Raw genomic sequence first — 26,298 nt, forward strand, 5'->3', positions numbered from 1 at the left:
GGCCTGACGGCCTAGTTGGTCGTGATGTTTACCGCGTTGGTGGCGGGGTTGTAGCTGATGGCGCCGCCTTGGAAGGTGACCTGGACGGTGCCGTCGCCAAGCGTGCGCTCCTGCGAGAGCGGCATGCCGAGCGGGCCGGCGTCCATGCCCTGCTGGAGCCAGGCGTCCGCCACCTTGCCGGCCAGCGTGTAGATCTGGCCCTGGCGGTCCTTGACACCGATGCCCTTCTGGAAGAAGGCGTACTCGCGGCCGCCCACCTGCGGGCCGCCCACGCCGGCGGTGATCGCGCCGAGGGTCGGCTCGAACTGGTACCACACGTCAGCGAGGTCCTGCTTGCCCACCGCCTGCAGCGCGGGGCCGATGTACGGGGTGAGCTGCTGCACGGTCAGGCCGGGGATGATCTCCATCCCGGCGACGGACTTGGTGGCGCCGGGCAACAGGCCGCGGGAGTTGGCGTACAGGATGACCAGGCCGGCGAGCGTGCCGGCAGCGGCGGCGATGGCGACGGCGTCGCCGGCGGCCAGGCCCTCGAGGGAGACGTTGCTCTTCGCCTTCTGTGCGTTGCCGTTCGGGCGGACCACGGTCGTGGTGGTGCCGTCAGGGTTGGTCACGGTCTCCGTGTCGGCGTCGCTGGAGCCGAGGGCGGAGGAGAGGTCGCCGACGGTGGTGTCGGTGGCCTCGACGTCGGGGTTGGCGTTGTCGGGCAGGCCGTTATCAATCCCGCCGTTGTTGCTCGGCTTGGACGGGTTGAGGATGGAGTCGAGGCCCGTGGAGCCCTTGAGGCTGTCGTACTTGCGGTTGGCAATCCGGCGGATGTCGCCCATCCGGTTGTACAGGTTTTGGCCCGGGCAGGCGTTGTAGTGGAAGTCGCGGTGGGCGTTGATGTTGGGGAACATCGCGCCCTGGCCCGCGGGGTAGCGGGATCCCGGGAAGGAAAAGTCGGCGTAGTGGTAGTCGGAGCCCATCGGGTCGAAGCCGGCGACGGCGGCCTTCCAGCCGATGATCTCGCCCATCGCGTTGATGGCGGCCTCGGTGGGGGAGGCGGTCTCGTAGTCGCCCAGCATGGACACGCCCCAGGTGTTCTGGTTGAAGCCACCCACGTGCGCGCCCTCGACGGCGCGGTCCAGGCCGCCGGCGCGGCCCTCGTAGATGTTGCCGTACTTATCCACCAGCGCGTTGTAGCCGATGTCGCCCCAGCCCAGGTTGCGGGCGTGGTACTGCCAGATGCCGCGGACAATGCCCGGTGCCTCGGCCTCGGAGTAGCTGTTGGAGCCCGCGGTGTGGTGCACCGTCGCCGCCGTCACCGGCTCGGTGTAGGTGGGGTTGGAGGAGGCACCCGCGCCCCACTGGGAGCGGGTGATCACCTTGGGCATGCCGCGGGTGTAGGAGTCGGCCGCCGGGGCGATGGGGTTCGCGTTGCCGCTGCCGCCGTCCAGGAACACGGCTTGCAGGTCCTTCGCGGTGGTGGGGGCGGCGGAGTCCGTGCGGCCCTCATCCAGCAGGTCGACGTTGCCGGTGGAGACCTGGATGCGCTTGGTGGATTCGACGAAGATCGGTTCGGTGCCGTTGGTCTCGCCCTGCGCGTTGTCGGCGTGGTCCATCTCGAACCATTCGGTCCAGGAGCCGTCGGCCTTTTGCGAGCGCACGTAGGCGACGATGTCGCGGTCGCCCTTCCAGGTCAGGCCGAAGAGGTTGAACTCGCGGTCGCGGCTGAACTCCTTGACCACGCGGCGTGCCTGGGAGTCGCCGCCCTGGGTCTTCACGGCGGCGTCGTCCACCGTGGTGTTGTTGCCCGTGTCAAAGGAGGCGGTGTCGGAGTAGATTTCGGCGTCCGCGCCGCCGACCGACTGGACGTTGAGGATGTGGTTGCCGCCGAAGGCGCCCGCGGCGACGACGGCCACGGTGAGGATTGCGGCCACGGTGGTGGTCAGCAGCGGCGAGGTCCGGGTGGGCGCCGGATTAAGGCGTTTGCGTTGTTGCACGGTAGGACTCCTGGAAACTCCTGTGGCGGATGTGAAAACAGTTATCTGTTGAGCAGTGTAGAGGAATCTAAAGTTTAAAGTAAGTCTTGAGACTTCCGGTGTGTCGTCGTGTTGGGCGGGGCTACGTCGATAAGCAAATATGCAAAGATTGAGACCATGACTTATGACCTCATCGTTGTTGGATCCGGATTCTTTGGGCTGACCGTGGCGGAGCAGGCCGCGAGCGAGCTGGGCAAGCGCGTGCTGATCGTGGAAAAGCGCGACCACCTCGGCGGCAACGCCTACTCCGAAAAGGACCCGGACACCGGCATTGAGGTGCACAAATACGGCGCGCACCTCTTCCACACCTCCAACAAGCGCGTGTGGGAGTACGTGAACCGCTTTACGGATTTCACCGACTACCAGCACCGCGTGTTTGCCATGCACGACGGCACCGCGTATCAGTTCCCCATGGGCCTGGGCCTGATCAACCAGTTCTTTGGCAAGTACTACTCGCCGGATGAGGCGCACAAGCTCATCGAGGAGCAGCGCGAGGGCCTCGACCCGGCCGCCGCGACCAACCTGGAGGAGCGCGGCATCGCGCTGATTGGCAAGCCGCTCTACGAGGCCTTTGTCAAGCACTACACCGCCAAGCAGTGGCAGACCGACCCCACCGACCTGCCGCCGGAGATCATCTCCCGCCTCCCGGTCCGCTACACCTTTAACAACCGCTACTTCAACGACACCTACGAGGGCCTACCGGTCGACGGCTACGCCGCCTGGTTGGAGAAGATGGCGGAGCATGAGCGTATCGACGTCCACCTGTCCACCGACTACTTCGACGTCCGCGAAAAGCTTCGCGCCGAATCCCCCGACGCCCCCGTGGTCTACACCGGGCCCGTGGACCAGTACTTCGACTACGCCGAGGGCCACCTGGGCTGGCGCACCCTGGACTTCGAGCGCGAGGTGCTGGAGACCGGTGACTTCCAGGGCACACCGGTGATGAACTACAACGACGCGGACGTGCCGTACACCCGCATCCACGAGTTCCGCCACTTCCACCCGGAGCGGCAGGAGGCTTACCCCGACGACAAGACGGTGATTGTGAAGGAGTTCTCCCGCTTCGCCGAGGACGGCGACGAGGTGTACTACCCGATCAACACGCCCGAGGACCGCGACAAGCTGAAGAAGTACCGCGAGCTTGCTGCCGAGGAGTCCCGCGAGAACAAGGTGCTCTTCGGCGGGCGCCTGGGCACCTACCAGTACTTGGACATGCACATGGCCATCGGCGCGGCGCTGTCCCTGTTTGATAACCACCTGCGCCCGCACTTCGAGGACGGCGAGGCGCTGAACCAGGCGCGCGGGCACTAATCTCGCGTGGGTGTCCTATAAGCAGAGACAGCGAGTGGCTCCCCGGCGGGGCCTAGAGGCCTTCCTCGGCCTTCCGGTAGCACCAGTTGTGCTGGTGCTCATCGGCTCGATCGGCATCCAGGCTGCGGCGGTGCTGGTGACAGACATGCTGTCGACGGTTGGCGCGCCGGGGTCTCGGGCCTGCGCATGACCGCAGCTGCCGTGATCATGGTGGCACTGTTTAGACCCCGCTTGACCGGCATGACCCGCGTTCGGGCGATCAACATCGTGGTCTACGGCGTAGCCATGGGCATGATGAGCATGATGATCTACCAAGCCATCGCGAGGCTTCCGCAGGGCGTGGCCGTGACCATCGACTTCCTCGGCCCCTGCGTCGTGTCCTTTCTTGGCCTGAAGATGTGGCGCTCCCGACTGTGGGCCATCGCTGCGTTCGTGGGTGTTGCCCTCATCGCGCAGCCCTCCAACGACCTCGACGTTATTGGTATTGGTTACGCCGCAGTCGGTGCGGTGTTCATTGGTGCCTACACCCTCTTCGCTGCCCGTATGGGCAGTACTGAGGGTGGCGGAATGCCGGACCTCGCGCTGTCGGTGGTCGTCGCGGCGCTCGTGCTCGCGCCCTTCTCCGTATCCGCAGCGCCACACGTGCATGGCTCGATGTGGGGCACGATTGTGATCTCCGGGTGTGCGGTTGTAGTGGTATGAGCTGGGGTTAATGCGTACGCGCATAGCCTTTTACTACGACTACGGCTATTTCCCGCTCGAGGAGTACGCCCGCATCGTGGCGGATTTACCCAATCATGATGTGGCTTACGCTAATGGCCTGGTGCGGGCGTTTGTTGCGTACTGCGCTCGTGAATCAGCCAAACAATGAAGCGAACCGCGCACACCATCCAGTGCAGTGCCAAAACAACAAGCAGCATCTGACTGACGCCGTTTAGCCAGACAGCACCAGTAGTTTGGGACAAGAAGTGCGTTCCGAGGCTCAGCGTGCCAACGGGAAATGTTGACCCCCACCAACCTGGCGTGTAGGCCGCCCACCGGCTCACGGTGCGTGAGAAGTGCCGGGCCGCATACATCATCGGGCCGATTCCAAGAATGAACATCGTAGCCCCATATGCGGCACCGACTTGTTCGCTGAACAGCAGCTGTGCTGCTGCCGTTGATTGCCCGACAATACCCAGCGGAATCCATGCCGTTCCACCCATCGTCGGCGGGATGGAGAGATGTCTTCGCGCAGCGGCTACATAACACCGCGCAAAGATGGGCAGAGCGGTGACAAGCGCGAGAATGAACGAGGCAGTTCCAGCTGCGTGGAACAGACCCGCGGCGAACGTGCTGTGAGCCTCAACGTAGCTGGCGAGCTGAGCTGCGCTTGTGGCCGCCACCATAGGCGACACAAGGGCCAGGCCCCACTGGAAGGTGGGGGCGCCTGAAAACTTCTGTAGTTGTTTTATGCACACCACCCAGCTAAGCGGCGCCCCGATCCACCACGAAGCGAGTTGCCAATGCACTGCTCCGCTGATCCCGGTTGCGGCAGAACCCAGCGCCAGAATTCCCATGGACGTCATTCCCCACTGCGACATCGACTGCGAGCTAAACCCAGGTTCACGATAGTGCCACCACCCCGCCACCAGAGTGCACAGTATCCCGACACCGAGTACCAAGAGCAGCGGCGAAACGATCGGCACTCCATGCATATTGCTTAACGTGGCAAGAATTGAGGTGCCCATCAGTGACCCAGCCCACGCAGGACCCGGTGAAGGCAGATTCGAACTTGGCTGTGTCTGGGGACGCGTACTTGTCATGCACCTCACGCTAACGCTGCAGGATGTGAAACCAAGATGACGAGAGTGCATGTGCGGGTTACCATGCTCACATGTACCCAAAACTACCTGCGATAACAGATCTTGAGGCGCTCCTCGCTGTATCGCGCGCGGGATCCATCTCCCGCGCCGCTAGGGACATGGGAATGAACCAGCAGACACTGTCAACTAGGGTCTCTCGCGCTGAGCAGGTGCTTGGAGTCACCGTTTTCGAGCGCTCCCCATATGGGATCAAGGCCACCGAGAGTGGCGAGGTGGTACTCGAGGCGGTACCTGCACTGCTGACAGCGTGCGCTGATTTTGCTCACAATGTTGAGCAGGCACGCGCTGACAACCTCGCACGACACCTGACTGTGGCCGTGTCCAACACAGTGGCGGAGATCCACTACCCGGTATGGGCAGCCGCGTTTCGTGATGCGCATCCCAAGGTCAAACTCACTATGGCCCATGGGAATTCCCAAGACGTTCGCGAACTCGTTGCTACCGGTATCGCTGGGCTTGGGATCGTAGAGGGTGGTACGCCCCGACATGATCTCATCGAGACGGTGCTGTGCTCAGACGAACTAGTGCTTGCGGTCCCCGCGCATCACCTGTGGGCCAACAGAGAGTCGGTGAGCAGAGAAGAATTGCGCGCAACCCCACTCATAGTTCGAGAACCGGGGTCAGGAACGCGCCGGGTGATCGAAGAGGAGTTGGGAGAACTCGCCGACCCAGCCGGCGAGTTCGGCTCTTTGTCTGCGCAACGCGCGGGGATGATCGCCCTCGGAGCACCCGCGATCATTCCCCGGAGCGCCGTGCTGGATCAGGTTGCTTTGGGGGCGGCGGCGATCGTAGCCACAGAAGTCGCGTTCGAGCGCAGCATCTCCGCAGTCGTCCGCCGCGGTGCGACGGTGCCCAAAGACGCGACAGCGTTTACCCGGCTTGCCAAATCTTTCGGAGCGTTCAGTTAAATCTTGGGGACGTCGTCGCCGTCATCGAACTCAAATCGGTTTGGCTGGAGCAGGTCCTCGCGGTTCACGACCTCCACGATCACCTCGGCAACAAGCTCGCGGGAGGTGGTGGATTCGGGGTTGCGGGGGGCGTCGAGAAGTGAAATGCCCTTGGAAGGCTCATCGGTGAGGCGGGTGAGACCGAGAATGGTGACCGGCAGCTCGGAGGCGTAAAGGCGCTGGTCAACCGCCTACTTGGACTCGACGTAGGCGTGCCACGAGCCCGCCCCGGTGCACAGGTTCAGCAACTAACGATTTTTCCCGATGAGGAAGTAGCCGACCCAACCCAGCGTGTTCACCGCGCCGATGATCGGGGTCCAAAGCCACTTTGGACCCCGAATCTGCTTCGAGTTGGTGCGGGCTAGGTCCCGCAGGCTTTATCGGCGCGGTGGTTCCCTACGTGCTGGACACGGTCGCCGCCGGCATTGTTTCGGCGGCGGTTGTCGGCACGCTTTTCGCGCTGGATCCAGTCATCGGGGCGATCCTGGGCTGGGCCTTCTCCGGTGACCAGATCACGTGGTCCATGGCGGTGGGCATCGCGTTGATTGCTGCGGCCGGCGCGATCACGTGGCGCGGGGCCCAGGAGTCTCGCGCGGCGTGAGTTGTCAGGGTAATGCGGTGAGTAATGCACAACTCTGAACAACTCAGAACAACTCAGAACAATTCTTGATAGCTGTTTTGAACTGGGGAGATGGCGTAATTTTGGGGATATTGTGAGGCGAAGTTGTTTCAGAGTTGTTTGGAGTTGTTTTAAACAACTCTCCGACTCCGGCCCGTTGCGCTACCCAGCGACCGGCACAAACGTCGAGACGAGGTACCGATTGATGTCGGAGCGGCTGATGATGCCGACGACGGCGCCATCGTCGCTAACGATGGGTGCCTTCTTCAGGTGCTTGTCTGTCATTGACCGGGACGTAGAATCCCCGGTAGTAGCGCCCTTGGCTAAAGATTCACGTTCATTGCGGGGTTTAAACCGCATTGCCTCCTGGCGGATCTTTTCGTACCGGTGCCCTTTGCGGATGCTCGTGAGTTCTTCGAGGAATCGTTTTCTCGGCACGTCCAAGGAGACTGTTCTAGACGTTGAATCGAGCGCCTCCTTGGCAGTAGCTTCTAACTGCCTGTCGAATAATCGTAACGCCACGCGGATAGCTTCGATCTGTCGGACGACAACGAGATTCTTACGGGTGGTATTCGGGCCGGGCGCAGCATTAATGACTCTGTCGTTCATTGACATATCGCGTGATCTTTCCTGCAACTCGAACTGTTTTTGCGGGTACCAGACCTACCGCCCCGCAGTCTTCCTTTAGGTAAGGCAATCCTATATAGTCTGCAGGGTGAGTTTTAGGCCTTTCCTTGCAACCGTCCTCCGTAGTGAACGTGTCGCGCCGAATTTCCAACGAGTGACGTTCACCGGGGTCGATGCAATGGGGCCTGCCGTACCCATCAGGGATTTGCGCATCAAGCTGCTGATCCCGTCTGCCAGCGGAATGCTCAGCCTCCCAGAGGAAGGATGGTGGGACGCGTGGCGTGCGATGCCGGAGCGCACGCGCGGGCACCTCCGTACCTACTCGATTCGAGAGCTCCGACGATGCGCCGACGGCCCTGATGAAATAGATGTGGATTTTGTTCTGCACAGTGACAACCCCGGCCCCGCCTCGGCATGGGCGGAGGACGCGCAACCTGGCCAGCAGCTCCTGATAATTGGGCCGACCCGCGACGATGATTCCGGTGTTGGCATCGAATTCAATCCGGGGTCTGCAGCAATGGCATGCCTCTATGGTGACGAAACCGCGCTTCCAGCAATAGCCCGCATCTTGGAGGATTGGCCCGGGGGTCTCGCCGGGTCTGCTGACATTGAGGTACCGGCCGGCAACCACTTGCCCATCGATGCCCCTGCGCAGGTCGACGTCCGCTGGCACTGCCGCGAACACCACGACGTCGACCACGGGGATTTACTTCGTGCACAACTGCAAGACGATGTCGCATCCCGCTGTGCCTCAGTATCTTCGGGAGCTGGAAAACTAGAGCCAGTTGATGAGGCCCTCCTCGACATGGTCTGGGAGACACCCACGTACTCCAGCGGCGGTGAATCTATCGCCCCCGCTTCGGGTACTGCAGGGCATACCTACTACTGGATCGCAGGGAAGAACACGGCTGTGACGGCGATGCGGCGGCTCCTGGTGAAAGAGGCAGGTGTGCCTCGCCACCACGTGTCGTTTATGGGGTACTGGCGATAACGGGGTTACAACGTGGATAAACGTGTAGGGCTTGTCGCTTTCCTTGCGGCTTTCACCGTGTGCGCAGCATTAGTGTCGCTTCTGTTCGGGGCGCGCGAAATGGGGTTCGCGGCAACGGTGAGCGCGGTTCGCGACGGAATCACGCTGGCGTTCTCGGGAGGCGCCGAACAACTCGAGGCGGCCAGCGACGAGGCGAAGATCATTGCACAACTTCGAGTTCCGCGCACCCTGCTCGGCCTGTTGGTAGGGGCAGCGCTAGGTACAGCGGGGGCGCTGCTGCAGGGCCACACCCGAAACCCGCTCGCAGACACAAACCTGCTGGGCGTAGGGCCAGGTGCGGCGCTCGCAGTGGCGGCAGCTATTTCCTTTCACGGCTCCATGACGGTGTTGGGCACTGTTGGGGTGGGCTTCCTCGGCGCAATACTCGCGGTGGCGCTCGTGTTCGCGCTTAGCATGAGGAGCCTGGGATCTACCCCAATCATGGTCGTGCTCGGTGGTTCTGCGCTGGGCGCGGTCTGTAGTGCGCTTACCAGTGGCATCGTGCTGACGAATACGCAAAGCCTCAACGAGATGCGGTTTTGGACAGCGGGTGCTATCGCTGGGCGCGACATGCAGGTGGTTGCGGTGCTCGCCCCGGTGATTCTCCTCGGGCTTGTGGGGGCCTTTGCCACAGCCAATCGGGTGAACCTCTTGAACTTGGGAGACGACGTGGCAAGTGGACTTGGGGTGAGCGTCCCCATCGCGCGTGCCGTGGGCATCGTCCTGGTTGCATTGCTTACTGGCGCCGCGGTGGCTGGGGCGGGCCCAATCGGGTTCGTTGGCCTGGTTGTTCCGCACCTTGTGCGCGCCTTCACCGGGCCCGATTACCGCTGGGTGCTGCCCTGCTCCGCGCTGGCTGGGGCCTCGCTACTCTTGCTTGCCGACGTCATTGGCCGCGTCATCGCACGGCCCGGCGAATTGCAGGTGGGTATCACGCTCGCCTTTGTTGGCGCCCCGTTCGCCCTGTACCTCTTGCGTAAAGGGGCGAAACTGTGATGCGGGTTTTCGTGACGAATGGTGTCCTTGCGGTGTTGGCTCTCGCCGCGGCCCTCGGGGGTGTCATGGTCGGAGACTTCGAGCTTACGGTCCGGGATATTGTTTCTGCGCTCATGGGCCAAACCACGGAATTGGCTCGTACGGTGATTATTGAGTGGCGTCTGCCGCGGGTAGTGACAGCTTTGGGAGTAGGAGCTGCGCTGGGTTTTGCGGGGGCGATCTTCCAGACCATCACGAGGAATCCATTGGCGAGCCCAGACATTCTGGGCGTCACCTCGGGTGCCTCCGCTTTCGCGTTGACTGCGTTACTTGCTGGTGGAAGCTCCGGAATGCTGCTGCATCTTCTGGGGGTCCCGCTCAGTGCGTTCCTCGGTGGATTGGCAGTGTCTGCGGCAATCTGGTGGCTGAGCCGTGGCGCGGGTCTCGGGTCTTTCCAACTTGTCTTCGCCGGGATCATCATCAATGCGCTGACGATGGCATATACCTCGTTCCTGCTCGTTCGCGCCGACTATCGCGATGTGGGCAAAGCGCAGGCGTGGATCACCGGTTCGGTGGGGTCTTCGAACTGGCGCGATGCACTCGCCGTACTTATTGCGCTGGCAGTCGTCGTTCCGTTCTTGCGGTGGGCAGCCTTCAATCTTCAGGCGCTCTCGCTCGGGGAGGATACGGCTGCTGGCCTCGGGGTGGAGCTCCGGAAAATGCAACTCATCCTCATGCTCATGGCTGTCGTGCTGGCATCGACGGCCGTCGCGGCGTCCGGGCCGATAGCCTTCGTGGCGTTTGTCGCGCCACAGATCGGACGCAAGATCACACACGCAGCAACGCCAACTTTAGGCACCGCGATGCTCGTCGGTGCGGCGATCGTGTCCGGCGCTGACTTAGCAGTGCGCACCCTGGTGCCCGGGAACCTGCCGGTAGGTATAGCTACAACTGCGATTGGTGGCACAGCGCTGCTCTACACGCTGCTACGTGCAACACGAAAGGTGTCCGTATGATGCTTCAAGTTCGAAATCTCAAGGTGAGTTATGGCGCTACCGTCATCGTTGATGGCATTGATCTCGACGTGCCTCAGGGCGGCGTCACCACGATCATCGGCCCGAACGGTTGCGGCAAGTCAACGCTGTTGCGAGCTACCGCTGGGCTTATTGCGCGCGATGGTGGCACGGTAACGATCAACGGCGTGGACACGGCGAAACTGAAGCGCCGCGAGATTGCGCGACAGCTTGCAGTATTGCCACAGGCACCTGTCGCACCCGAAGGACTCACGGTCCGTGACTTAGTCAGTCGCGGGCGTCACCCGCATCAGTCGTGGCTACGGCAGGCCTCTGCGGAGGATGCGCATGCGGTCGATGCAGTGATGGAGCTGACCAATATTGCGGAGTTTGCAGAACGTCCACTCGAACGGCTTTCTGGCGGACAGCGCCAGCGCGCCTGGATCGCGATGGTCTTAGCGCAGGACACTCCGCTTGTATTTTTGGACGAGCCGACGACGTACCTCGATTTGTCTCACTCCGTCGAGGTCTTGTCGCTTGTACGTCGCCTCGCTGATCAGGAGGGGCGAACTGTGCTCATGGTGTTGCATGATTTGAACCTCGCCGCACGCTACTCAGATCAGCTGATCGTGATGCAGCGCGGCGAGGTTCGTGCGGTCGGTGCGCCTGCCGAGGTGGTCACGGAGTCTTTGCTGAGCCGCGTTTTTGATCTCCCCGCGGTCGTGGCGTCAGACCCAGTGAGCGGTGGCCCACTGGTCGTCCCTTGGTAGACGCCAAGACAATCTTTGCAGCTTAGAGCTGTATTTGCCCGATTTACCCAGCATGATCAGCAATAATGCTGAGATTCAGACACACTTTTTGCTACTTAACCCTCTAATCATGCAAATGGAAAGGGGAGCGTTGTGGCCGCTAGTTATATTCATCGACCGAGGAAGAGCCTTGTCGACAGTTTGGAAAAACCCGCGGGCGTGGCGCACCTCGTTGAAGGGATCGGAAAGCCAAGCGTAATTTCGAGTATGACCCCTTGCATGGTCATATTGAGAGCTATCACCTGCAAGGAAAGCACGTTGGAGTGTTCGACGTGGTTTCAGGGTAACTCATTGGACCGGCTGTGAAAGGGAGGAGGATCGATGATCAAGACGTATGTGGACACGTGTCTCGATGAGGATGCGCGCCCGGACGATGTCGACGACTGGGTCGATGCATGGCACGACGATGTTTCAAGGAGCGAGAACCTTTCACTCGATGCCTTCCTTGGTTTCACGTCAGAGGAATACGCACGATGGGCGAGGGACGGTTCCGCCCTGCAGGAGATCCTCGACCACCGCCGGGCCCAGCGGCAGACCTCATAAGAAGAAACAAGGTTTCGTGACTTCTCGATGTCTCTTGCAGCTGTACGAGACATTTTTCGGTTAAGTGGAAAAGCGTGACTGCGCGGCGAGTAAGAGGCACCGAGGCACGGCCGACAGTAGAAAGTCGACGGCTGACGGGAAGCCTAAGACAGAGAAAGATTGTCTGCTGTAAAACGCGAGCAGCGCCGGTATAACTGGTTGGCATGCTGAAGCGTGTCGCTCTCTCCCAGGTCCAAACAGGCGATCGGCGTTTGGCGGGTGTGCTCGCGGCGTTGGTCGCGGAAGCGGGTGACAACGCCTACCCGCTTCACAATATTGCGACTTTTGTCTTCGAAGACGGGAAGGCTCTTTTCGCTGGACTCGGCGCGGACGAGCACACCGAATTCGAGATCGGGTCAGTTACGAAGACATTCAACGCCGATCTTTTGGAGCAAGCGATCGAACTGGGTGAGGCTACGCCCGGCACGACGGTGGAGGAAGTGTTTGGGGAGCGGGTAAGCGGTACCCCAGTGTCGCCGGTGACGCTGGAAGAACTAGCCAACCACACTTCGGGCTTGCCGCGAACGGGAAAGCAAAAACTGAGCAACAAGGTCAGGGCAGTTCTGGGCCTTAATCCAGACGTGGGCATCACGGTTGACGATGTTGTCGACCAAGCGGTGGCAGCACAGGTGGAAGGACGTGGCACCGAAAATTATTCAAACCTCGGCCATGACCTGCTTGGGCTTCTGCTGGCTGAAAGTGCGGGAACTAATTACCCCGGGCTGATCAAGCAGCGCGTCCTCAACCCACTAGGAATGGGGGAGACCTACGTGGCACTGCCCGGCACTGTGGCGCCGGATAAGCCACGAGGGGTGTCCTGGCTTGGCTGGCGCGTCCAGGCATGGGAGATGGACGGCACGGCTCCTTCCGGTGGAGTGCGATCCACAACTACCGACATGGCTCGATACGCCGCACACGCGCTCGAGCGGGATAACTTCCGTTTCACTTGGAACAACATCGCAGGTACCGGGCTGTACTGGCATAACGGCGGAACGTTCGGGTTCTCGTCCATGCTGTTGCTCGACACGGACAAACAGCGAGCGTCGTTTGTCGTAGCTGACTCGTATACGGACATTGAATCGTTCGCGTTCGAACTTCTCGAGCTGGAGGACCCTGCTAAGAAGAAGTGAGGCCGCGATTTGGTGCCGCACGATACCCTGCACTAAAGCTCATCATCGAAGTTTGAACGGCCCGCACAAGGGGGGGGCCGAGCTCAAGTTTCACCGAAGACCGTCGGTCACTTGACTGGAGATAATCCGGTTAGGTCGAAGGATCCCACCCAGGGATCGGCCCACGCAGGAGAAACGTGGCACCCTTCGCGCAATATGCGCACTGCCTCGTGCTTCCGCGCGGGGCAATTTTTTATTGTCCCGGGCGGACAAGACATGAAGTAATGGGCAGGAGGCGTGTGCCATGGTAAACCCGAAGAATGTTGCTGAGCTTGCTGCCTTGAAGAACAAGTTTAAGGACTCTAGCTCCATCTTCCTCACCGAGTACCGTGGCCTGACTATTGGTCAGCTGCAGGAACTGCGTGGGGAGCTCGCTCGTCGATTTGCTCGATTGCGTACGGGATAGTGAGGGGGTTGGGCATGCTCATTGCGTTGGCCGTGTCGGTGTCGAGCCAGTAGAGCCCGCCACGCTTGTTGACGTCAAGGTCTATGAAGTTCTCGTCGTTCTTCAGCGCATCGATCGCGCCGTAGTGGTCCAACACGAAGAGGTAGTCCACGTCGTTGAAATCTGCGTAGTTCTCGGGCGACCAGTCGAGGAAGAAGCTGGAGCCATCACCGTTGAACTTCTCCGGGATCTTGAAGCCCAGTTTTTCGATGAAGGAGCCGCGGCCGTCGCCAGCGGTGTACACGCCGAACTTCCCGTCGTAAGGCATGCCGATGACCGCTGTCTTCCCCTGCAGCTCTGGGTGTGCTTCGCGGAAGTCTTCGAATGCCTGCTCGGCGTCGTCGATAAGCTTTTGGCCTTCGTCTTCCTTGTCTACGGCCTTGGAGATCTCCTTGACCTGTGCATCCCAAGGGACCTGCCAATCCTGGTACTCGTCCGAGTGGAAGGTGGTTGGCGCGATCTGCTCGAGCAGTGCCTTCTTGTCGTCCTCGAGACCGCTGTTTACTGCAATGATTTGTGTCGGGTTGAGCGACGCCACCTTTTCCGCAGTGTCGGTGCTGAATTCGGTGGTGGTATCACGGATTGGGTTCGGGTTGACCGTGAGCTTGTCCTTGGCCCACGGTCCAAGTCCGGAGGGATCGCCCGAGCCCTCTTGCTCCCAGGTGGCGTAACCAACTGGTTGCTCGCCCAGGGCAAGGAGCGTATCGACGTCGCCAAGACCCAGTGCCACGATGCGCTCGTCTGACCCGTTGGCATCGGAAGCTTCGGGAGCGGCTGTTGGGCTGCTTGCTTCGCTCGAGCAGCTGGCAAGCATGAATGCCGCGGTGACAGTGGCGGCGATTGCCTTGAAGGGGCGAGAGGTAAAGAGTGCCAAGGTTGCACCTTCCGTAGGTAAATGAAGAATGTCCAGTTAGGCCTGCCTAACCTAAAGGATGCATTTTAAGGCATGCCTTACCTCACGGGCAATCCCTGTCTATGCACTCGGGACGGGAGCGACAAACGTCGAGACGAGGTAGCGGTTGATGTCGGAGCGATTGATGATGCCAACGAAGGGGGCCTTTCTCAGGTGCTTGTCTGCAAGAACAGCCGAGATGCGGCCGAGGTCGTCGTTGACGCTCACCGTGATGACGGACTTCGTCGCAATTGACGAGACCGGTCGGTCGAGGGCAGCAGCCACGTCAGTACCGAACTCCGTCGAGCTGTTGTGCGCGAGCAGCGCGTACGGGCGTGCCGGCTGTGGGTTTTGGTACCGGTGTTCCGAAGACTCGGTGAAGACTCGGTACTGCCCCGTTCCGAGTTTGGTACCGCCACCGTCACCGGTGCCGACCCGACTGTAGCAGCCCGGCTGTATGAATTATTGCTGTTCGGGTCTACACCGAGGACGGCGAGGCGCTGAACCAGGCGCGCGGGCACTAGAGCCCATCTAGTTCCGCGAACACCTCCGGCGAGCGCCCACTACTATCAGGACTGTGGAAGTCCTGATTGCCGTTATCGCCCTGCTGTTCGCAACCGTGCTCGTCGCCGCCGTAGGCGAGCGCACCGGCCTGCCCTGGCCGGCGCTGCTCACCATCGTCGTGGCGGCCGCCATCTTCATCCCCGGCGTGCCGGTGGTGACAATCCCGGCGGAAATCATCCTCCCCATCTTCCTGCCGCCGCTGCTCTGGTCGCTCGCGCGCCACACCAGCTGGGGCATGATCCGCTCGCAGCTCAACGTGGTGGTCACCATGTCGGTGATCCTCGTCTTCCTCACCACCGCGGCGCTTACCGCCACCGCCATGTGGCTCCTGCCCGGCATCAGTCTCGCGGCCGCGGTGGTGCTCGCCGCGGCAATCGCCCCGCCCGACCCGGTCGCGGTGGAGGCGGTGGCCGGGCCCGCCGGCATCCCGAAACGCATCACCGGCACGCTGCAAACGGAGGGGCTGTTTAACGACGCCGCGTCGATCGTCACTTTCAACCTCGCCGTCGCAGCGCTCGTGGCGGATAACCAGATCGACTTCGGTCACGGCCTGCTGAAGTTTCTCTACGCGGCGGCGGTCGCGGTCGTCATCGGGCTGATCGTCGGTAGGCTCGCGGCCCTGTTTGTGAACTCCGTGCCGGACTCCGTGATCCGCACCGCGTTCACCTGGGTGCTCCCGTTCTTCATCTACATCATCGCCGAGGAGGTCGAGGCCTCCGGTGTGATCGCCATCGTCATCGCGGCGGTGGAGATGTCCTCGCGCGCGCCCCTGACCGCGGAGGACCGCCTGTCCGGCTCCTCGTTCTGGTCCACTGTGGAGATGCTGTTCACCGGCGTCGCCTTCGGCCTGATCGGCATGAGCGTGCGCGATGCTATCGACGCCGCCGGCACCGTCCTCTGGCACGCCGTGGGCATCGGCGTGGCGCTCTCCGTCGTCGCGTTCCTGGTCCGCCTGATGTGGATGTGGGTGCTGTGCGGGATCAACCAGAAACAGAAGCGCACCAATGTCGCCCCGCTGCGCATGCAGGAGGTTCTGCTTATGGCGTGGTCGGGCATGCGAGGCCTGGTCACGCTGGCCCTGGTGCTGTCAGTGCCGCTGGGGGTCACGCAGTACCACCACGAGTTCGACGTCATCGCCCTGACCGTCCTGATGTGCACAATGGTGCTTCCGGGCCTGTCACTGCCGTGGCTGGTGAGCAAGCTGGACATGGAGTCCGGCCCGGACCCGGCCGGCGACCGCGCGAAGGCGGAGCTGAACAAGCGCGCCTACGCGGCGGCGCGACGGTCGGTGCAGAAGCACGGCCCGGAGCTCGCCCCGGAGTCCTTCGAGATCGTGCAGCAGTGGCTGGACAAACTCTCGCAGAGCCACGAGGAGGAGGACCCGGAGACGGCGGAGGACCGCAAGCAGAAGTTCCAGCAGGTCCGCCTGGCTGCTGCGGACATGCAGCAGATCGCGCTCGCCGCAGCGAGCCAGGAGCTGCAGCGCGCTCGCCGCGAGCGCAAGTACAACCCGGCGGACGTGGACGCGGTGCGCGCGGACCTGGACCGGCTCATCGTGGCGGGGCGTCGCAACGCGCTGATGAGCCCGCGCGACGTCTACCGCGAGGCGAAGAAGTAGCGCCTAGCGGTACTGGCTGCTGCCGCCCTGTGTATCGTCCGGCTTGCCGTCCTGCTGGCCGAATTCGCGCTGGTAGTGCGCGTCCCAGTCGTATTCCCCGGCCAGACCCGCGCCGAGTCCCGAGCCGCTGGTCTCTTGCGCCGGGCTGGAGTTGTTCAACTCGAGCGGGTCGGGCTGTCCGGCGGGTGGGTGCGGTGCGTCGTCGTTAGCCTGCATGGCCTTGATAATGAAGACGGCGCCGGCGACAGCGCCGATGATCGCGGTGAATGCGCCGGTCGATCCGGACAGGAACGCGACCGCGAGGCCGGCGACGACGATGAGCGCGATGCCGATCAGGAGATCCATGTGGGACTTCTTCATGCCACCGAGTATCCCGGGGGATCCCCGGTGTGGCAACTGGCGTCGGGCCCTACACCTTCTCAATCACCGCGGCGAGGCCCTGGCCGCCGCCGATGCACATAGTCACCAGGGCACGTGAGGCGTCGGTGCGCTGCAGCTCGTGCGCGGCGGTGACTAGCATGCGGGCGCCGGTGGCGCCCACCGGGTGGCCGAGCGAGATGCCGGAGCCGACCGGGTTGATGCGCGGGTCGTCCTCAGAAATGCCCCAGGCATCCAGGACGGCGAGGGCCTGCGCGGCGAAAGCCTCGTTGAGCTCGATGAGGTCGATGTCGTCGAAGGACATATCGAGGCGGTCGAAGAGCTTCTTCGTGGCGTCGACGGGGCCGATGCACATGGTCTCCGGCGGCACGCCGGCAACGGCCCAGCCGCGCAGGACGACGGACGGGGTGAGCCCCAGCTCCTCGGCCTTTTCTCGGGTGGTCACGATCATGGCAGCCGCGCCGTCGTTTTGGCCGGAGGCGTTGCCGGCGGTGACGGTGGCGCGCTCAAGCGTCTTGCCCATGACGGGGCGCAGCTTGGCCAGGGACTCCATGGAGGCGTTCGGGCGGATGTGCTCGTCCTTGTCCACGATGATCGGGTCGCCCTTGCGCTGCGGCACGGAGACGGGGACGATTTCCTCGTCGAAGTGGCCAGCCTCCTGCGCGGCGGCGGCGCGCTGGTGCGAGTTGACGGCCAGCTGGTCCTGGCGCTGGCGGGCGATGGAGTACTCCTCGCGGACGTTCTCGGCGGTCTCGATCATGCCGCCCGGGATCGGGTGGTGCTTGCCGCCGGCCTTTTCGCGGCCCTCCTGCAGGCGGTCGGTGAGCTCCATGGTGCCGCCCTTGGCGCCCCAGCGGATCTTGCCGTCCACCGTGTACTCGGTGTTGGACATGGACTCGGCGCCGCCGGCGATAATCAGGTCGGCCGCGCCGGAGGCGACGTGGGCGGCAGCGGTGGCCACTGCTTGCAGGCCCGAGCCGCAACGGCGATCCAGCTGCATGCCGGGCACGTTCACGCCCAGCTCGGCGTCGAGCGCGACCACGCGGCCCAGGGCGGGCGCCGCGCCGTTGGGGGAGGCCTGGCCGAGAATGATGTCGTCAACGAGCGAGCCGTCGATGCCGGACTCCTTGATCACGGCGGTGACCACGGCGGTGGCGAGGTCCTGGACGGGCACGCCGACGAAGGCGCCGCCGTAGCGGCCCACGGCGGTGCGCTTGGGGTGGCAGATGACAATTTCGGGCTGGTTCATGAGGGGTCCTTTCGGGTTAAGCGTTGGCGTGCGTGGCCACGAGGTCGCGGGTGATGGCGTCCGCGGTGTCCACGAGCTTGGGCAGGAGGGAGTCCACGAGCTCCTCGTATGGGTGGGCGGCCACGTGGGTGGAGACGTTCACGGCGGCGACGGTGGCGCCGGTGGCGTCGCGCACCGGGGCGGCGATGGAGCGCAGCCCCGCCTCGAGCTCCTGGTCAACGACGCACCACCCGGCGTCGCGGATGTTGCGCAGGGCGGCGCGTAGTGTGTCCGGGTCCGTGATGGTGGATGGCGTGATGGCCTCGAGCGGGCGGGCGAGGAAGTGGTCCACGGTGGCGTCGTCAAGCCCGGCCATCATGACGCGGCCCATCGAGGTGGCGTGCGCCGGGAAGCGGGTACCAATGGTGATGTTCACGCTCATGATGCGGTGGGCCGCGGAGCGCGCGACGTAGACCACGTCGGTGCCGTCGAGCACGGAGAGCGAGCAGGACTCGTTGAGCGTGCGCGACAGCGCCTCGAGGTGTGGCTGCGCGATGGTGGGCAGCCCCAGGCTGGACAGGTACGCGTACCCCAGCTCGAGCATCTTCGGTGTGAGCCAGAACTCCGCGCCGTCGGTGGCGGCGTAGCCCTCGGCGATAAGCGTGTGCAGGAACCGGCGCGTGGTTGCGCGCGCCAGCCCCGTCGCATCGGCCACCTGTGCGAGGCTGCGGCGGGGGTGCTCGGCGTCGAAGGCGCGGATGACCGCAAGGCCGCGGATCAGCGACTGTACGGTTTGGACTTGCATCGTATCTCCTTTGCACAGGTCAAGGGCGCTTTTCGACGCCATGTTGTCGGCCACATTACGTACTCTAATGTGCGCCACGCCCCACGATAGCGCAAAACCGTTCGCTTTGTGAACCCTTGTGCAGGAGTCGAACGCCCGCTAGGGTGGAGCCATGCTGAACAAAGTTGTGACAAACATCGACGAGGCGGTTGCCGACATCGGTGACGGCGCCTCGATCGCCGTTGGCGGTTTTGGCCTCGTCGGCATCCCTGCCCGGCTCATTGACGCGCTGCGCAAGCAGGGCGCGAGCGAATTGACCATCATCTCGAACAACCTGGGTACCGACGGCTTCGGTCTGGGCCTCCTCCTGCAGGACGGCAAGATCGCCCGCTCCATCGGCTCCTACCTGGGCACCAATAAGGAGTATGCGCGCCAGTACCTGGAGGGCGAGCTCACCGTCGAGTTCACCCCGCAGGGCACGCTCGCCGAGCGCATGCGTGCCGGCGGTGCGGGCGTGCCCGCGTTTTACACCAAGGCCGGGGTGGGTACCCCGCTGGCCAACGGCGAGATCCCGGTGCGCTACAACCCGGACGGCACCATCGCCGAGTACTCCACGCCGAAGGAGATCCGCGAGTTTGGCGGCGAGCAGTACGTGCTGGAGGAGGCGCTGACCCCTGACTTCGCCTTCGTTCACGCGCACACCGCGGACCGCTACGGCAACCTCGTCTTCAACAAGACGGCCCGCAACTTCAACCCCGACGTTGCCGCCTGCGGCAAGGTCACCATCGTCCAGGCGGAGCACGTCGTGGACACGATCGAGCCGGCGGATGTGGACCTGCCCGGCATCTACGTCGACCGCGTGGTGGAGGTCGGCCCGCAGGAAACAGGCATCGAGTTTAGGACGGTGAGCAAGTAAATGAGCTGGAACCGCGAAGAAATGGCGGCGCGCGCGGCGAAGGAGCTGCGCGACGGCCAGTACGTCAACCTTGGGATCGGCATGCCCACGCTGATCCCGGGCTACCTGCCCGAGGGGCTCGAGGTGGTCCTGCACTCCGAGAACGGCATCCTGGGCGTGGGCGCGTACCCGCAGGACGGCGAGGTGGACCCGGAGCTGATCAACGCTGGTAAGGAGACCATTACGGTCGCGCCGGGCGGCTCCTTCTTCTCCTCCTCAGACTCCTTCGGCATGATCCGCTCCCGCGCGATTGATGTGGCGGTCCTTGGCGCGATGGAGGTCTCCCAGTACGGCGACCTGGCCAACTGGATGATCCCGGGCAAGATGGTCAAGGGGATGGGCGGCGCGATGGACCTGGTGCACGGCGCGAAGGAGATCATCCTGCTCATGGAACACACCACCAAGAAGGGTGCGTCCAAGGTGCTCGAGGAGTGCCGCCTCCCGCTCACCGGCGCGAAGTGCGTCGACCTCATCATTACCAACCTCGCCGTGTTCAAGGTTGACCCGAAGAACGGCCTGACCCTCGTCGAGGTCGCCCCGGGCGAGACCGTTGATTCCGTCCGCGAGGCCACTGAGGCGCCCTTTGAGGTCGCCGTGTAGTCACGCCCCTCGCTTCTTGGCGCCCCGCTGCCCACATTGTCCGTGGACAGCGGGGCGTTTCTTGCATTCTTAGATAGTTGATCCACGTCAATACTTGACGCGAACCAACTAAACTGCCTAAAGTTAACGCGAAGTTAACCACAGGCAAACAGAAAGGAGAATTGCAATGAAGTTCTGGAAGCGTTTCCTGACCTACGAGACGAATACTGTTCTCCAGGCCATCGCGGCCGCCAGCCGCCACACCAACTAGTGGCAGCTGTGTTTCGGGGGATTGACCTACATTGGTCTACTCAGTAATAAAGGTGCGGATCGCGCGGGTGACCTCGTCGGGCACCTCGACGGTGGGCACGTGCCCGCCGCCGCTGAGCGTGACGGACTGCGACTCGCCGCCGACCATTTTCCCGATCGCGTGGACGACCTCGGGAGGGGTGGAGGGGTCCACGGCCCCGGAGATGGTGAGGACCGGCACCGTAATGTTTCGCAGTTCCTCTGTGTAGTCCCAGCCTGCGAGCGCATCGGCGCCGACGGCGTATCCCTCACCGCGGGTGGAGTCGATCATGTGGGTGAGAGCGTAAGTAAGCGCCGGGCGTTCCTGGCGAAACTCGGGCGTGACCCACAGCTCGATGGCACTCTGCACCCGGGGTGCGATGCCCTCCGCGCGTGTTTCCTCGGCGCGCGGGGCCCACGTGTCGGGGCCACCGAAGTTGGCGGCGGTGCACATGAAGACTGCCTTGGTCACGCGGCCGCTGGTGGCGGCGAGGTACTGCGCGATCGCGCCGCCGAGCGAAAGGCCGACTACGTCGAACTCGTCCACGCCGAGAGCGTCGAGGGTGTCGAGGACATTGTTGGCCAGATCATTGATCGTGGTCTCGCCTGGCATGGCCTGCGGGTCGGGGGAGAGCCCGTGGCCCGGGTGGTCGAGGGCGATAACACGGAAGTCCTTGGCCAGTGAATCAAGCTGCGGCAGCCACATGTCGGTGGTGGAGGCGATGGAGCCGAGAAACACCACCGGGTGCGCGTCGCGGGGGCCAAAATCAACGGAGTGCAGAATCGTCATGCGGACAGTCTAATGGTCTGTATCACGCGTCGTAGTTTTCTGATGGAAAGGATAGCTGCTCCATTGCGTCGGACGCTGGATGCGCGCGGAGGTACTCCCGGATGTAGGGCAGCTCGTAATCCACGAAACCGCGGCCGGCTGGGCGGATCATCTCGGCTTCAATGAGGCGCCTCCTATACGTGCCCGCGTATTGCGTATCAACGCCCATCCGCTCGGCGATGTCGGCCATCCGCGACGGCCCATCGTCTTTCGACATGGCGGTGAGGAATGTGCGGTCCACATCTGAAAGATCAGCAAGCGACGGTTCATGAACCAACTCGCCGAGTTTGCGTCGGGCTGTCTCAATACCAGCACGTACCGCGGATTCGTCGATAGTTCCGTCACTCGTGTTGCGGAAGGCATGCTGTCCGACGAGTTGGATCATAAACGGATAACCCCCGGTCGCCTCGGTGCCGAGTTCGAGCGCCTCCGGGGTCCATTCGATTCCCACCTCGAGGGCAGGGGCCTTGAGCGCATTGGCGACGCTGTCCAGCGGCACGAGCCCCATCTCGATACGATTCGCGCGTCGGAGAAAAGTGACAGGGTTTCACCGCGCCGGGGATGCCCGCCATCGCGACGGCAATTTCGCGGTCTTCGCGGATCATGTGCTGCATGGTCGTGCCGAACTCGATGATGTCGCGCACGTGCGCATAGTGCAGCTCATCCAGAGTAATGAGGATGCCAATTGGTGGTTTACCCATTTTCTGGTCAATCGTCTCAAGTAGGGAGCAGCACTCCTCAAGCACTGAGCGAAGTGACTGAGGCGGAGCTTGGTCGGAAATTGAGTCGAAGCTCAGGCGTGTGCTGTCAGGGGTTACCTCCCGAATTTTCCGGATCAGCGTATCGCGGATGCGCTCATTGAAATGTTCGGTCGTGGTTTCTGAAATGACGAACCAAGATTGTTGTCGTGCTGCTTCTTCGAACTCGTTGAGTAGGACGGTTTTTCCGATGCCACGCGGGCCGGTGACGATGGAAATCCGCTCGTGAGTACCGGGGCCGTCGTAAAGCGCCTCGGCGAAGTCCTGGACGTAGGAGTCGCGGCCCGCCACGACGGGAGGGGTCTTGCCCATGGTGGCGGTGTAGGGGTTGCGGGGGCGTCGCGGCAGCTGTGGCGTGAGGCACCTCGTTTTTACTCGTTACTATTCCGGCGCTGCGCAACCGCTCTGTCATCCCAACCCGAAAACCCCGCTGCCGCGCGAGCCGCACGAAGCAAACGGGCCGCGAGCCATTACGCTGGGGAGGAACTGTCTGAAATACGTCCAGTACACAAACCCAGTACACAAATACAGTGGAAGTGAGACCTCTTGGATACGCAGATTGCCGTAGAGACGCTGGCGCGCGTGCTCATGCCGCGCAAGGGCGAACCGCACGACGTGCGCTCGCTGTACCTCGTTGAGGCGGAGCAGAATAAGCAGCGCGTGCGCTGGTCGGACCGCACGACCCTGACTGTCCCGGAAGGGCAGGAGGTCAGCTTCGAGACCTACTTCAACGCGTTCCCGGCTTCCTACTGGCGTCGCTGGTCGCAGTTGGACCGCGTGGTCCTGAGCCTGGATATTCAGGGCGCGGCCACCATCTCCGTCTACCGCTCGAAGCACGACGGCGTGCGCATCAGCGTGACCAACGTTGAGGTCGTCGACCAGCACGTAGAGATTCCGCTCCCGCTGAAAAACTTCGAGGACGGCGGCTGGCTCTGGTTCGACATCACCGCGGAGTCCGACGCCACCGTCACCAACGCCGCGTGGTGCGCCGACCAGGCGCCGCAGGAGCAGGTGCTTCACGACGCCACCACGATCCCTCCCCAGCCCAAGCAGGTCGCCGTGGGCATCCCCACGTTCAACCGCCCCCGCGACGCGGTCAACGCGCTGCACGCGCTGGCCGAGGACCCGGTAGTGGAGGCGTGCATCAGCCACGTGCTCATGCCGGACCAGGGCAACCAGCACCCGGCGGACGAGCCGGACTTCGCGGAGGCGCAGGCCGCGCTCGGCAACAAACTGCGCATCTTTCCGCAGGGCAACCTGGGCGGGTCCGGCGGCTACAGCCGCATCATGTACGAGGGCCTGAACAATACGGACGCGCCGTTCATCCTCTACATGGACGACGACATCGCGATCGAGCCCGACTCCATCGTGCGCGCGGTGCAGGCAGCCCGCTACGCGCGCACCCCGATCCTGGTCGGCGGGCAGATGCTCAACCTGCAGGACCGCGCGCAGCTGCGCACCACCGGCGAGGCCGTGGACCGCTCCACCTTCATGTGGGGCGCTGCCGAGCACGCCGTCTACGACCACGATTTTTCCAAGTACCCGCTGGGCTACGTGGGCACCCAGGAAGAGGAGCTGGACCCGCGCAAGACCACCTCGCGCGCGCTGCACCGCCGCATCGACGTGGACTACAACGGCTGGTGGATGAACCTGTTCCCGCGCGCCGTCGCCGAGCAGCTCGGCCTGCCGCTGCCGCTGTTTATTAAGTGGGACGACACCGAGTACGCCCTGCGCGCCAAGGAGGCCGGCTACCCCACGGTGACCTGGCCGGGCGTGGCCATTTGGCACATGGCGTGGGCGGACAAGGACGACGCGATCGACTGGCAGGCTTACTTCCACCTGCGCAACCGCCTCATCGTCGCCGCGATGTACGGCCCAGACAAGGCCGACGGCATCCTGCGCAACATGCTCAAATCCACCTACAAGCACATCATGTGCATGGAGTACTCCACCATGGCGATCCAGGTAGAAGCCATGCAGGACTTCCTCAAGGGGCCGGACCAGCTGTTCAGCATCCTCGAGTCCTCGCTGCCAAGGATCCAGGAAATCCGCAAGCAGTACCCGGACGCTCAGGTCATCGGCTCCGCCGCGGACCTGCCCGCGCCCACCGGCGCGCCGGGCGTGCCCACCCGCAACATCGGCGGTCGCCTGGCCAAGGTGAAGAAGATTCCGTGGGCGTTGAAGGCGTTGCGCCACCAGTTCACCACCGAGGACCGCGCGCACTGGGACGCGCCGCAGCTCAACCTCACGGCCGAGGAGGCCCGTTGGTACACGCTGGCCCGCGTCGATTCCGCTACGGTATCCACCGCCGGCGGTACGGGCGTGGCCTTCCGCAAGCGCGACAAGGCCACGAGCGACGCTCTGCTCAAGCAGACCAAGGAACTCCAGGCGCAGATCAAGGAGCGGTGGTCGGACCTGCAGTCCGAGTACCGCGCCGCGATGCCACGCCTGACCAGCCACGAGGAGTGGGGGAAGATCTTCGATGCCCAGTAAACCCAGTAAGCCCAGTAACAAGCACTCGCTCGACGCCCGTGAGGCCGAGCTGCTCATCGCCCTGCAAGACCGCGCGTTTACCCCGGCCACCACGAAGGTGGCGCGCACGCTGAGCCACTTCGGCGAGCACGACTTGGGTTGGATGGGCGTGGCTGCGGTGGGCGCGGCGTCGACAAGCGCGAACCGCCGGAAATGGCTGGCCTTGGGCGCGGGCACCTTCGTTGCGCACGCGGCGAGCGTCGTGCTCAAGCGCATCGTGCGGCGTCCGCGCCCCCACGACCCGCGCGTGCAGATTGGCGTGAAGACACCGTCGCAGCTGTCGTTTCCTTCCTCGCACGCGACGAACACGGCGGCGGCCGCGGTGCACCTCGCGGACATTACGGGCTCGAAACTGCCGTGGCTTCTCGTGCCGGTAATGATGTGTTCGCGTAACGTGCTCGGGGTGCATTACCCTACGGACACCCTGGCGGGCGCTGCGCTGGGCGCGGCGGTGGCCAAGGTTGCAGTTGAGGTGGAAAGGACAACCCGATGACGGAAAAGGAATACGACGAGCCCCTGCTCAAGCCGGAGCCGCACACCACGGGCGTGGACATCAGCACCAAGCGCAAGCCGCCGAAGAACTTGCCCGACGCGATGATCAAGGGCCTGCGCCCCAAGCAGTGGGTCAAGAACGTGCTCGTGCTTTCCGCCCCGCTCGCCGCCGGTGAGTTTACGGGCCGCACGCTTATCGACGTCGCACTCGCATTCATCGTCTTCTGCCTCGGCGCGTCCTCCATCTACCTGGTCAACGATGCCCTGGACGTTGAGTCGGACCGCGAGCACCCGACCAAGCGGTTCCGCCCGATCGCCTCCGGCATGCTGCCGATCAAGCTGGCCTTCGGCATGGCTGCCATCCTCATCGCCCTGGCCCTGGGCCTGTCCTTCCTGGCCACGGACGGCCCTGCGCTCGCGCTGGTCATCGGCATCTACATTGCCTTGCAGCTGGGCTACTGCTTCGGCTGGAAGCACATCCCGGTGATTGACATCGCGCTGGTCTCGTCCGGCTTCATGCTGCGCACGATGGCCGGCGGCGTGGCCGCGAGCATCGCCCTGTCGCAGTGGTTCCTGCTGGTGGCCGCGTTCGGCTCCCTGTTCATGGCGTCGGGCAAGCGCTACGCGGAGATGCTGCTGGCGCAGAAGACGGGCGCGAAGATCCGCAAGGCGCTGGAGGGGTACACGGCCACGTACCTGCGCTTCGTGTGGACGCTGTCCGCAACGGCGGTCGTGATGAGCTACGCGCTGTGGGGCTTCCAGCTGTCCAACGACACCGATGGCCCGGCCGCGATCTGGTACCAGATCTCCATGGTCCCGTTCGTCATCGCGATCCTGCGCTACGCGGCAGAGGTGGACGGTGGCAAGGGTGGCGCGCCGGACGAGATCGCGCTGGAGGACCGCGTCCTGCAGCTGCTCGCCCTGGCGTGGATCCTCTGCATCGTCATGGCGGTTTACGTCATTCCGGCGGTGGCTTAGTAGTATCGCT

The 26,298-nt window shown here is 63.3% G+C and carries 28 protein-coding genes and 3 pseudogenes; 18 read left to right on the forward strand and 13 right to left on the reverse strand.

Annotated features, from left to right (window positions below):
• Nucleotides 1-11: 11 nt before the first annotated feature.
• The gene (locus CKJ85_RS08795; RefSeq protein ID WP_095535993.1) at nt 12-1,982 is read right to left on the reverse strand and encodes an N-acetylmuramoyl-L-alanine amidase; all 1,971 of its coding nucleotides are present in this window, start codon (nt 1,980-1,982) and stop codon (nt 12-14) included.
• A 156-nt stretch (nt 1,983-2,138) separates the two neighbouring features.
• Here CKJ85_RS08795 and glf point away from each other — a divergent pair, with 156 nt between their 5' ends.
• Nucleotides 2,139-3,332: a UDP-galactopyranose mutase gene (gene glf / locus CKJ85_RS08800; RefSeq protein ID WP_095535994.1), complete on the forward strand. Its 1,194-nt coding sequence runs from the start codon at nt 2,139-2,141 to the stop codon at nt 3,330-3,332.
• Nucleotides 3,333-3,518: 186 nt separating this feature from the next.
• Nucleotides 3,519-4,034: a DMT family transporter gene (locus CKJ85_RS08805; RefSeq protein ID WP_233127014.1), complete on the forward strand. Its 516-nt coding sequence runs from the start codon at nt 3,519-3,521 to the stop codon at nt 4,032-4,034.
• A 110-nt stretch (nt 4,035-4,144) separates the two neighbouring features.
• Here the strand turns inward: CKJ85_RS08805 and CKJ85_RS08810 are convergent, their stop codons facing one another.
• Nucleotides 4,145-5,137, reverse strand: a complete 993-nt coding sequence (locus CKJ85_RS08810; RefSeq protein ID WP_095535995.1) for a hypothetical protein — start codon at nt 5,135-5,137, stop codon at nt 4,145-4,147.
• A 71-nt stretch (nt 5,138-5,208) separates the two neighbouring features.
• Here CKJ85_RS08810 and CKJ85_RS08815 point away from each other — a divergent pair, with 71 nt between their 5' ends.
• Entirely contained in the window at nt 5,209-6,105 is an 897-nt protein-coding gene (locus tag CKJ85_RS08815) for a LysR family transcriptional regulator (protein ID WP_095535996.1), read from the forward strand.
• Here CKJ85_RS08815 and CKJ85_RS12385 read toward each other — a convergent pair.
• Both CKJ85_RS12385 and CKJ85_RS12390 read right to left on the reverse strand, forming a co-directional pair.
• A pseudogene (locus CKJ85_RS12385) lies at nt 6,102-6,320 on the reverse strand (NAD(P)H-binding protein); the annotation flags it as partial. The gene CKJ85_RS08815 and the pseudogene CKJ85_RS12385 sit on opposite strands and share 4 nt — an antisense overlap.
• 72 nt (nt 6,321-6,392) lie before the next feature.
• Nucleotides 6,393-6,518: a PLDc N-terminal domain-containing protein gene (locus CKJ85_RS12390; RefSeq protein ID WP_109561206.1), complete on the reverse strand. Its 126-nt coding sequence runs from the start codon at nt 6,516-6,518 to the stop codon at nt 6,393-6,395.
• A gap of 14 nt (nt 6,519-6,532) precedes the next feature.
• Here CKJ85_RS12390 and CKJ85_RS08825 point away from each other — a divergent pair, with 14 nt between their 5' ends.
• Nucleotides 6,533-6,745 carry an EamA family transporter gene (locus CKJ85_RS08825; RefSeq protein ID WP_233127016.1) on the forward strand — a complete coding sequence of 71 codons (213 nt, stop codon included), beginning with the start codon at nt 6,533-6,535 and terminating at the stop codon, nt 6,743-6,745.
• A gap of 180 nt (nt 6,746-6,925) precedes the next feature.
• Here the strand turns inward: CKJ85_RS08825 and CKJ85_RS12260 are convergent, their stop codons facing one another.
• Nucleotides 6,926-7,048, reverse strand: coding sequence for a CBS domain-containing protein (locus CKJ85_RS12260; protein ID WP_233127017.1), 123 nt, complete (start codon nt 7,046-7,048; stop codon nt 6,926-6,928).
• Between the two features lie 430 nt (nt 7,049-7,478).
• Between CKJ85_RS12260 and CKJ85_RS08835 the strand changes: the two genes are divergently transcribed.
• The 8 genes and pseudogenes from CKJ85_RS08835 to rplJ all read left to right on the forward strand — a co-directional run.
• On the forward strand, nt 7,479-8,381 hold the full coding sequence (locus CKJ85_RS08835) for a siderophore-interacting protein (protein WP_095278983.1): 903 nt from the start codon (nt 7,479-7,481) through the stop codon (nt 8,379-8,381).
• Nucleotides 8,382-8,438: 57 nt separating this feature from the next.
• On the forward strand, nt 8,439-9,416 hold the full coding sequence (locus CKJ85_RS08840) for an iron ABC transporter permease (RefSeq protein ID WP_255396018.1): 978 nt from the start codon (nt 8,439-8,441) through the stop codon (nt 9,414-9,416).
• Nucleotides 9,416-10,411 carry an iron chelate uptake ABC transporter family permease subunit gene (locus CKJ85_RS08845; protein ID WP_095278984.1) on the forward strand — a complete coding sequence of 332 codons (996 nt, stop codon included), beginning with the start codon at nt 9,416-9,418 and terminating at the stop codon, nt 10,409-10,411. Before CKJ85_RS08840 ends, CKJ85_RS08845 begins: the two co-directional genes overlap by 1 nt.
• Nucleotides 10,408-11,178 (forward strand): ABC transporter ATP-binding protein, encoded by a 771-nt coding sequence (locus CKJ85_RS08850; RefSeq protein ID WP_095278985.1) that lies wholly within the window; start codon nt 10,408-10,410, stop codon nt 11,176-11,178. The genes CKJ85_RS08845 and CKJ85_RS08850 overlap by 4 nt, the downstream gene beginning before the upstream one ends.
• Before the next feature lie 242 nt (nt 11,179-11,420).
• A pseudogene (locus CKJ85_RS12395) lies at nt 11,421-11,504 on the forward strand (colicin E3/pyocin S6 family cytotoxin); the annotation flags it as partial.
• Nucleotides 11,505-11,538: 34 nt separating this feature from the next.
• A complete protein-coding gene (locus CKJ85_RS08860; RefSeq protein WP_095278986.1) occupies nt 11,539-11,760 on the forward strand; it encodes a hypothetical protein in 222 nt (73 codons plus the stop codon).
• A gap of 203 nt (nt 11,761-11,963) precedes the next feature.
• Nucleotides 11,964-12,929 carry a serine hydrolase gene (locus CKJ85_RS08865; protein WP_095278987.1) on the forward strand — a complete coding sequence of 322 codons (966 nt, stop codon included), beginning with the start codon at nt 11,964-11,966 and terminating at the stop codon, nt 12,927-12,929.
• A 283-nt stretch (nt 12,930-13,212) separates the two neighbouring features.
• A pseudogene (gene rplJ / locus CKJ85_RS08870) lies at nt 13,213-13,341 on the forward strand (50S ribosomal protein L10); the annotation flags it as partial.
• Here the strand turns inward: rplJ and CKJ85_RS08875 are convergent.
• Together CKJ85_RS08875 and CKJ85_RS08880 are read right to left on the reverse strand one after the other, a co-directional pair.
• Complete coding sequence (locus CKJ85_RS08875) at nt 13,307-14,287, reverse strand: ABC transporter substrate-binding protein (protein ID WP_233127019.1); 981 nt, start codon at nt 14,285-14,287, stop codon at nt 13,307-13,309. The pseudogene rplJ and the gene CKJ85_RS08875 overlap by 35 nt on opposite strands.
• A 99-nt stretch (nt 14,288-14,386) precedes the next feature.
• Nucleotides 14,387-14,590 carry a hypothetical protein gene (locus CKJ85_RS08880; RefSeq protein ID WP_233127020.1) on the reverse strand — a complete coding sequence of 68 codons (204 nt, stop codon included), beginning with the start codon at nt 14,588-14,590 and terminating at the stop codon, nt 14,387-14,389.
• A 292-nt stretch (nt 14,591-14,882) separates the two neighbouring features.
• On the opposite strand from CKJ85_RS08880, the gene CKJ85_RS08885 reads away from it, so the two are divergent.
• The gene (locus CKJ85_RS08885; RefSeq protein WP_095554092.1) at nt 14,883-16,487 is read left to right on the forward strand and encodes a sodium:proton antiporter; all 1,605 of its coding nucleotides are present in this window, start codon (nt 14,883-14,885) and stop codon (nt 16,485-16,487) included.
• A 3-nt stretch (nt 16,488-16,490) separates the two neighbouring features.
• Here CKJ85_RS08885 and CKJ85_RS08890 read toward each other — a convergent pair whose 3' ends face one another.
• From CKJ85_RS08890 to CKJ85_RS08900, 3 genes are read right to left on the reverse strand one after another with little or no spacing between them, the layout of a single operon-like run.
• Complete coding sequence (locus tag CKJ85_RS08890; protein ID WP_143340190.1) at nt 16,491-16,883, reverse strand: hypothetical protein; 393 nt, start codon at nt 16,881-16,883, stop codon at nt 16,491-16,493.
• 13 nt (nt 16,884-16,896) lie between these two features.
• Complete coding sequence (locus CKJ85_RS08895) at nt 16,897-18,114, reverse strand: acetyl-CoA C-acetyltransferase (protein WP_095546246.1); 1,218 nt, start codon at nt 18,112-18,114, stop codon at nt 16,897-16,899.
• 16 nt (nt 18,115-18,130) lie between these two features.
• Nucleotides 18,131-18,898 carry an IclR family transcriptional regulator C-terminal domain-containing protein gene (locus tag CKJ85_RS08900; RefSeq protein ID WP_095546245.1) on the reverse strand — a complete coding sequence of 256 codons (768 nt, stop codon included), beginning with the start codon at nt 18,896-18,898 and terminating at the stop codon, nt 18,131-18,133.
• Between the two features lie 151 nt (nt 18,899-19,049).
• On the opposite strand from CKJ85_RS08900, the gene CKJ85_RS08905 reads away from it, so the two are divergent.
• Both CKJ85_RS08905 and CKJ85_RS08910 read left to right on the forward strand, forming a co-directional pair.
• Nucleotides 19,050-19,793 (forward strand): CoA transferase subunit A, encoded by a 744-nt coding sequence (locus CKJ85_RS08905; protein ID WP_095278995.1) that lies wholly within the window; start codon nt 19,050-19,052, stop codon nt 19,791-19,793.
• Complete coding sequence (locus tag CKJ85_RS08910) at nt 19,794-20,432, forward strand: 3-oxoacid CoA-transferase subunit B (protein ID WP_095278996.1); 639 nt, start codon at nt 19,794-19,796, stop codon at nt 20,430-20,432. It abuts the gene before it with no gap.
• Between the two features lie 286 nt (nt 20,433-20,718).
• On the opposite strand, the gene CKJ85_RS08915 is transcribed toward CKJ85_RS08910, so the two are convergent.
• From CKJ85_RS08915 to CKJ85_RS08920, 3 genes are read right to left on the reverse strand one after another with little or no spacing between them, the layout of a single operon-like run.
• The gene (locus CKJ85_RS08915; RefSeq protein ID WP_095546244.1) at nt 20,719-21,489 is read right to left on the reverse strand and encodes an alpha/beta fold hydrolase; all 771 of its coding nucleotides are present in this window, start codon (nt 21,487-21,489) and stop codon (nt 20,719-20,721) included.
• 22 nt (nt 21,490-21,511) lie between these two features.
• Nucleotides 21,512-21,913, reverse strand: coding sequence for a hypothetical protein (locus CKJ85_RS12400; protein ID WP_369825034.1), 402 nt, complete (start codon nt 21,911-21,913; stop codon nt 21,512-21,514).
• On the reverse strand, nt 21,870-22,598 hold the full coding sequence (locus tag CKJ85_RS08920; protein ID WP_369825035.1) for an ATP-binding protein: 729 nt from the start codon (nt 22,596-22,598) through the stop codon (nt 21,870-21,872). Before CKJ85_RS08920 ends, CKJ85_RS12400 begins: the two co-directional genes overlap by 44 nt.
• 234 nt (nt 22,599-22,832) lie before the next feature.
• Between CKJ85_RS08920 and CKJ85_RS08925 the strand changes: the two genes are divergently transcribed.
• Genes CKJ85_RS08925 through CKJ85_RS08935 form a run of 3 tightly spaced genes read left to right on the forward strand, consistent with a single transcriptional unit; the run spans nt 22,833 to nt 26,288 of the window.
• Nucleotides 22,833-24,779, forward strand: a complete 1,947-nt coding sequence (locus CKJ85_RS08925; RefSeq protein WP_255396017.1) for a glycosyltransferase — start codon at nt 22,833-22,835, stop codon at nt 24,777-24,779.
• Entirely contained in the window at nt 24,769-25,311 is a 543-nt protein-coding gene (locus CKJ85_RS08930) for a phosphatase PAP2 family protein (protein ID WP_095536006.1), read from the forward strand. Before CKJ85_RS08925 ends, CKJ85_RS08930 begins: the two co-directional genes overlap by 11 nt.
• Complete coding sequence (locus CKJ85_RS08935; protein WP_095536007.1) at nt 25,308-26,288, forward strand: decaprenyl-phosphate phosphoribosyltransferase; 981 nt, start codon at nt 25,308-25,310, stop codon at nt 26,286-26,288. The genes CKJ85_RS08930 and CKJ85_RS08935 overlap by 4 nt, the downstream gene beginning before the upstream one ends.
• Nucleotides 26,289-26,298 lie beyond the last annotated feature (10 nt).

This window comes from Corynebacterium sp. NML 150383 (assembly GCF_002285085.1).
In the GTDB taxonomy this organism is placed as follows: Bacteria; Actinomycetota; Actinomycetes; order Mycobacteriales; family Mycobacteriaceae; genus Corynebacterium; species Corynebacterium gottingense.

Coding starts and splice junctions, on each gene's coding strand:
- glf (WP_095535994.1), top strand. CDS start 2,139: ATGACTTATGACCTCATCGTTGTTGGATCCGGATTCTTTGGGCTGACC.
- CKJ85_RS08805 (WP_233127014.1), top strand. CDS start 3,519: ATGACCGCAGCTGCCGTGATCATGGTGGCACTGTTTAGACCCCGCTTG.
- CKJ85_RS08810 (WP_095535995.1), bottom strand. CDS start 5,137: ATGACAAGTACGCGTCCCCAGACACAGCCAAGTTCGAATCTGCCTTCA.
- CKJ85_RS08815 (WP_095535996.1), top strand. CDS start 5,209: ATGTACCCAAAACTACCTGCGATAACAGATCTTGAGGCGCTCCTCGCT.
- CKJ85_RS12260 (WP_233127017.1), bottom strand. CDS start 7,048: ATGACAGACAAGCACCTGAAGAAGGCACCCATCGTTAGCGACGATGGC.
- CKJ85_RS08845 (WP_095278984.1), top strand. CDS start 9,416: ATGCGGGTTTTCGTGACGAATGGTGTCCTTGCGGTGTTGGCTCTCGCC.
- CKJ85_RS08850 (WP_095278985.1), top strand. CDS start 10,408: ATGATGCTTCAAGTTCGAAATCTCAAGGTGAGTTATGGCGCTACCGTC.
- CKJ85_RS08860 (WP_095278986.1), top strand. CDS start 11,539: ATGATCAAGACGTATGTGGACACGTGTCTCGATGAGGATGCGCGCCCG.
- CKJ85_RS08865 (WP_095278987.1), top strand. CDS start 11,964: ATGCTGAAGCGTGTCGCTCTCTCCCAGGTCCAAACAGGCGATCGGCGT.
- CKJ85_RS08895 (WP_095546246.1), bottom strand. CDS start 18,114: ATGAACCAGCCCGAAATTGTCATCTGCCACCCCAAGCGCACCGCCGTG.
- CKJ85_RS08900 (WP_095546245.1), bottom strand. CDS start 18,898: ATGCAAGTCCAAACCGTACAGTCGCTGATCCGCGGCCTTGCGGTCATC.
- CKJ85_RS08905 (WP_095278995.1), top strand. CDS start 19,050: ATGCTGAACAAAGTTGTGACAAACATCGACGAGGCGGTTGCCGACATC.
- CKJ85_RS08910 (WP_095278996.1), top strand. CDS start 19,794: ATGAGCTGGAACCGCGAAGAAATGGCGGCGCGCGCGGCGAAGGAGCTG.
- CKJ85_RS08915 (WP_095546244.1), bottom strand. CDS start 21,489: ATGACGATTCTGCACTCCGTTGATTTTGGCCCCCGCGACGCGCACCCG.
- CKJ85_RS12400 (WP_369825034.1), bottom strand. CDS start 21,913: ATGATCCAACTCGTCGGACAGCATGCCTTCCGCAACACGAGTGACGGA.
- CKJ85_RS08920 (WP_369825035.1), bottom strand. CDS start 22,598: ATGGGCAAGACCCCTCCCGTCGTGGCGGGCCGCGACTCCTACGTCCAG.
- CKJ85_RS08930 (WP_095536006.1), top strand. CDS start 24,769: ATGCCCAGTAAACCCAGTAAGCCCAGTAACAAGCACTCGCTCGACGCC.
- CKJ85_RS08935 (WP_095536007.1), top strand. CDS start 25,308: ATGACGGAAAAGGAATACGACGAGCCCCTGCTCAAGCCGGAGCCGCAC.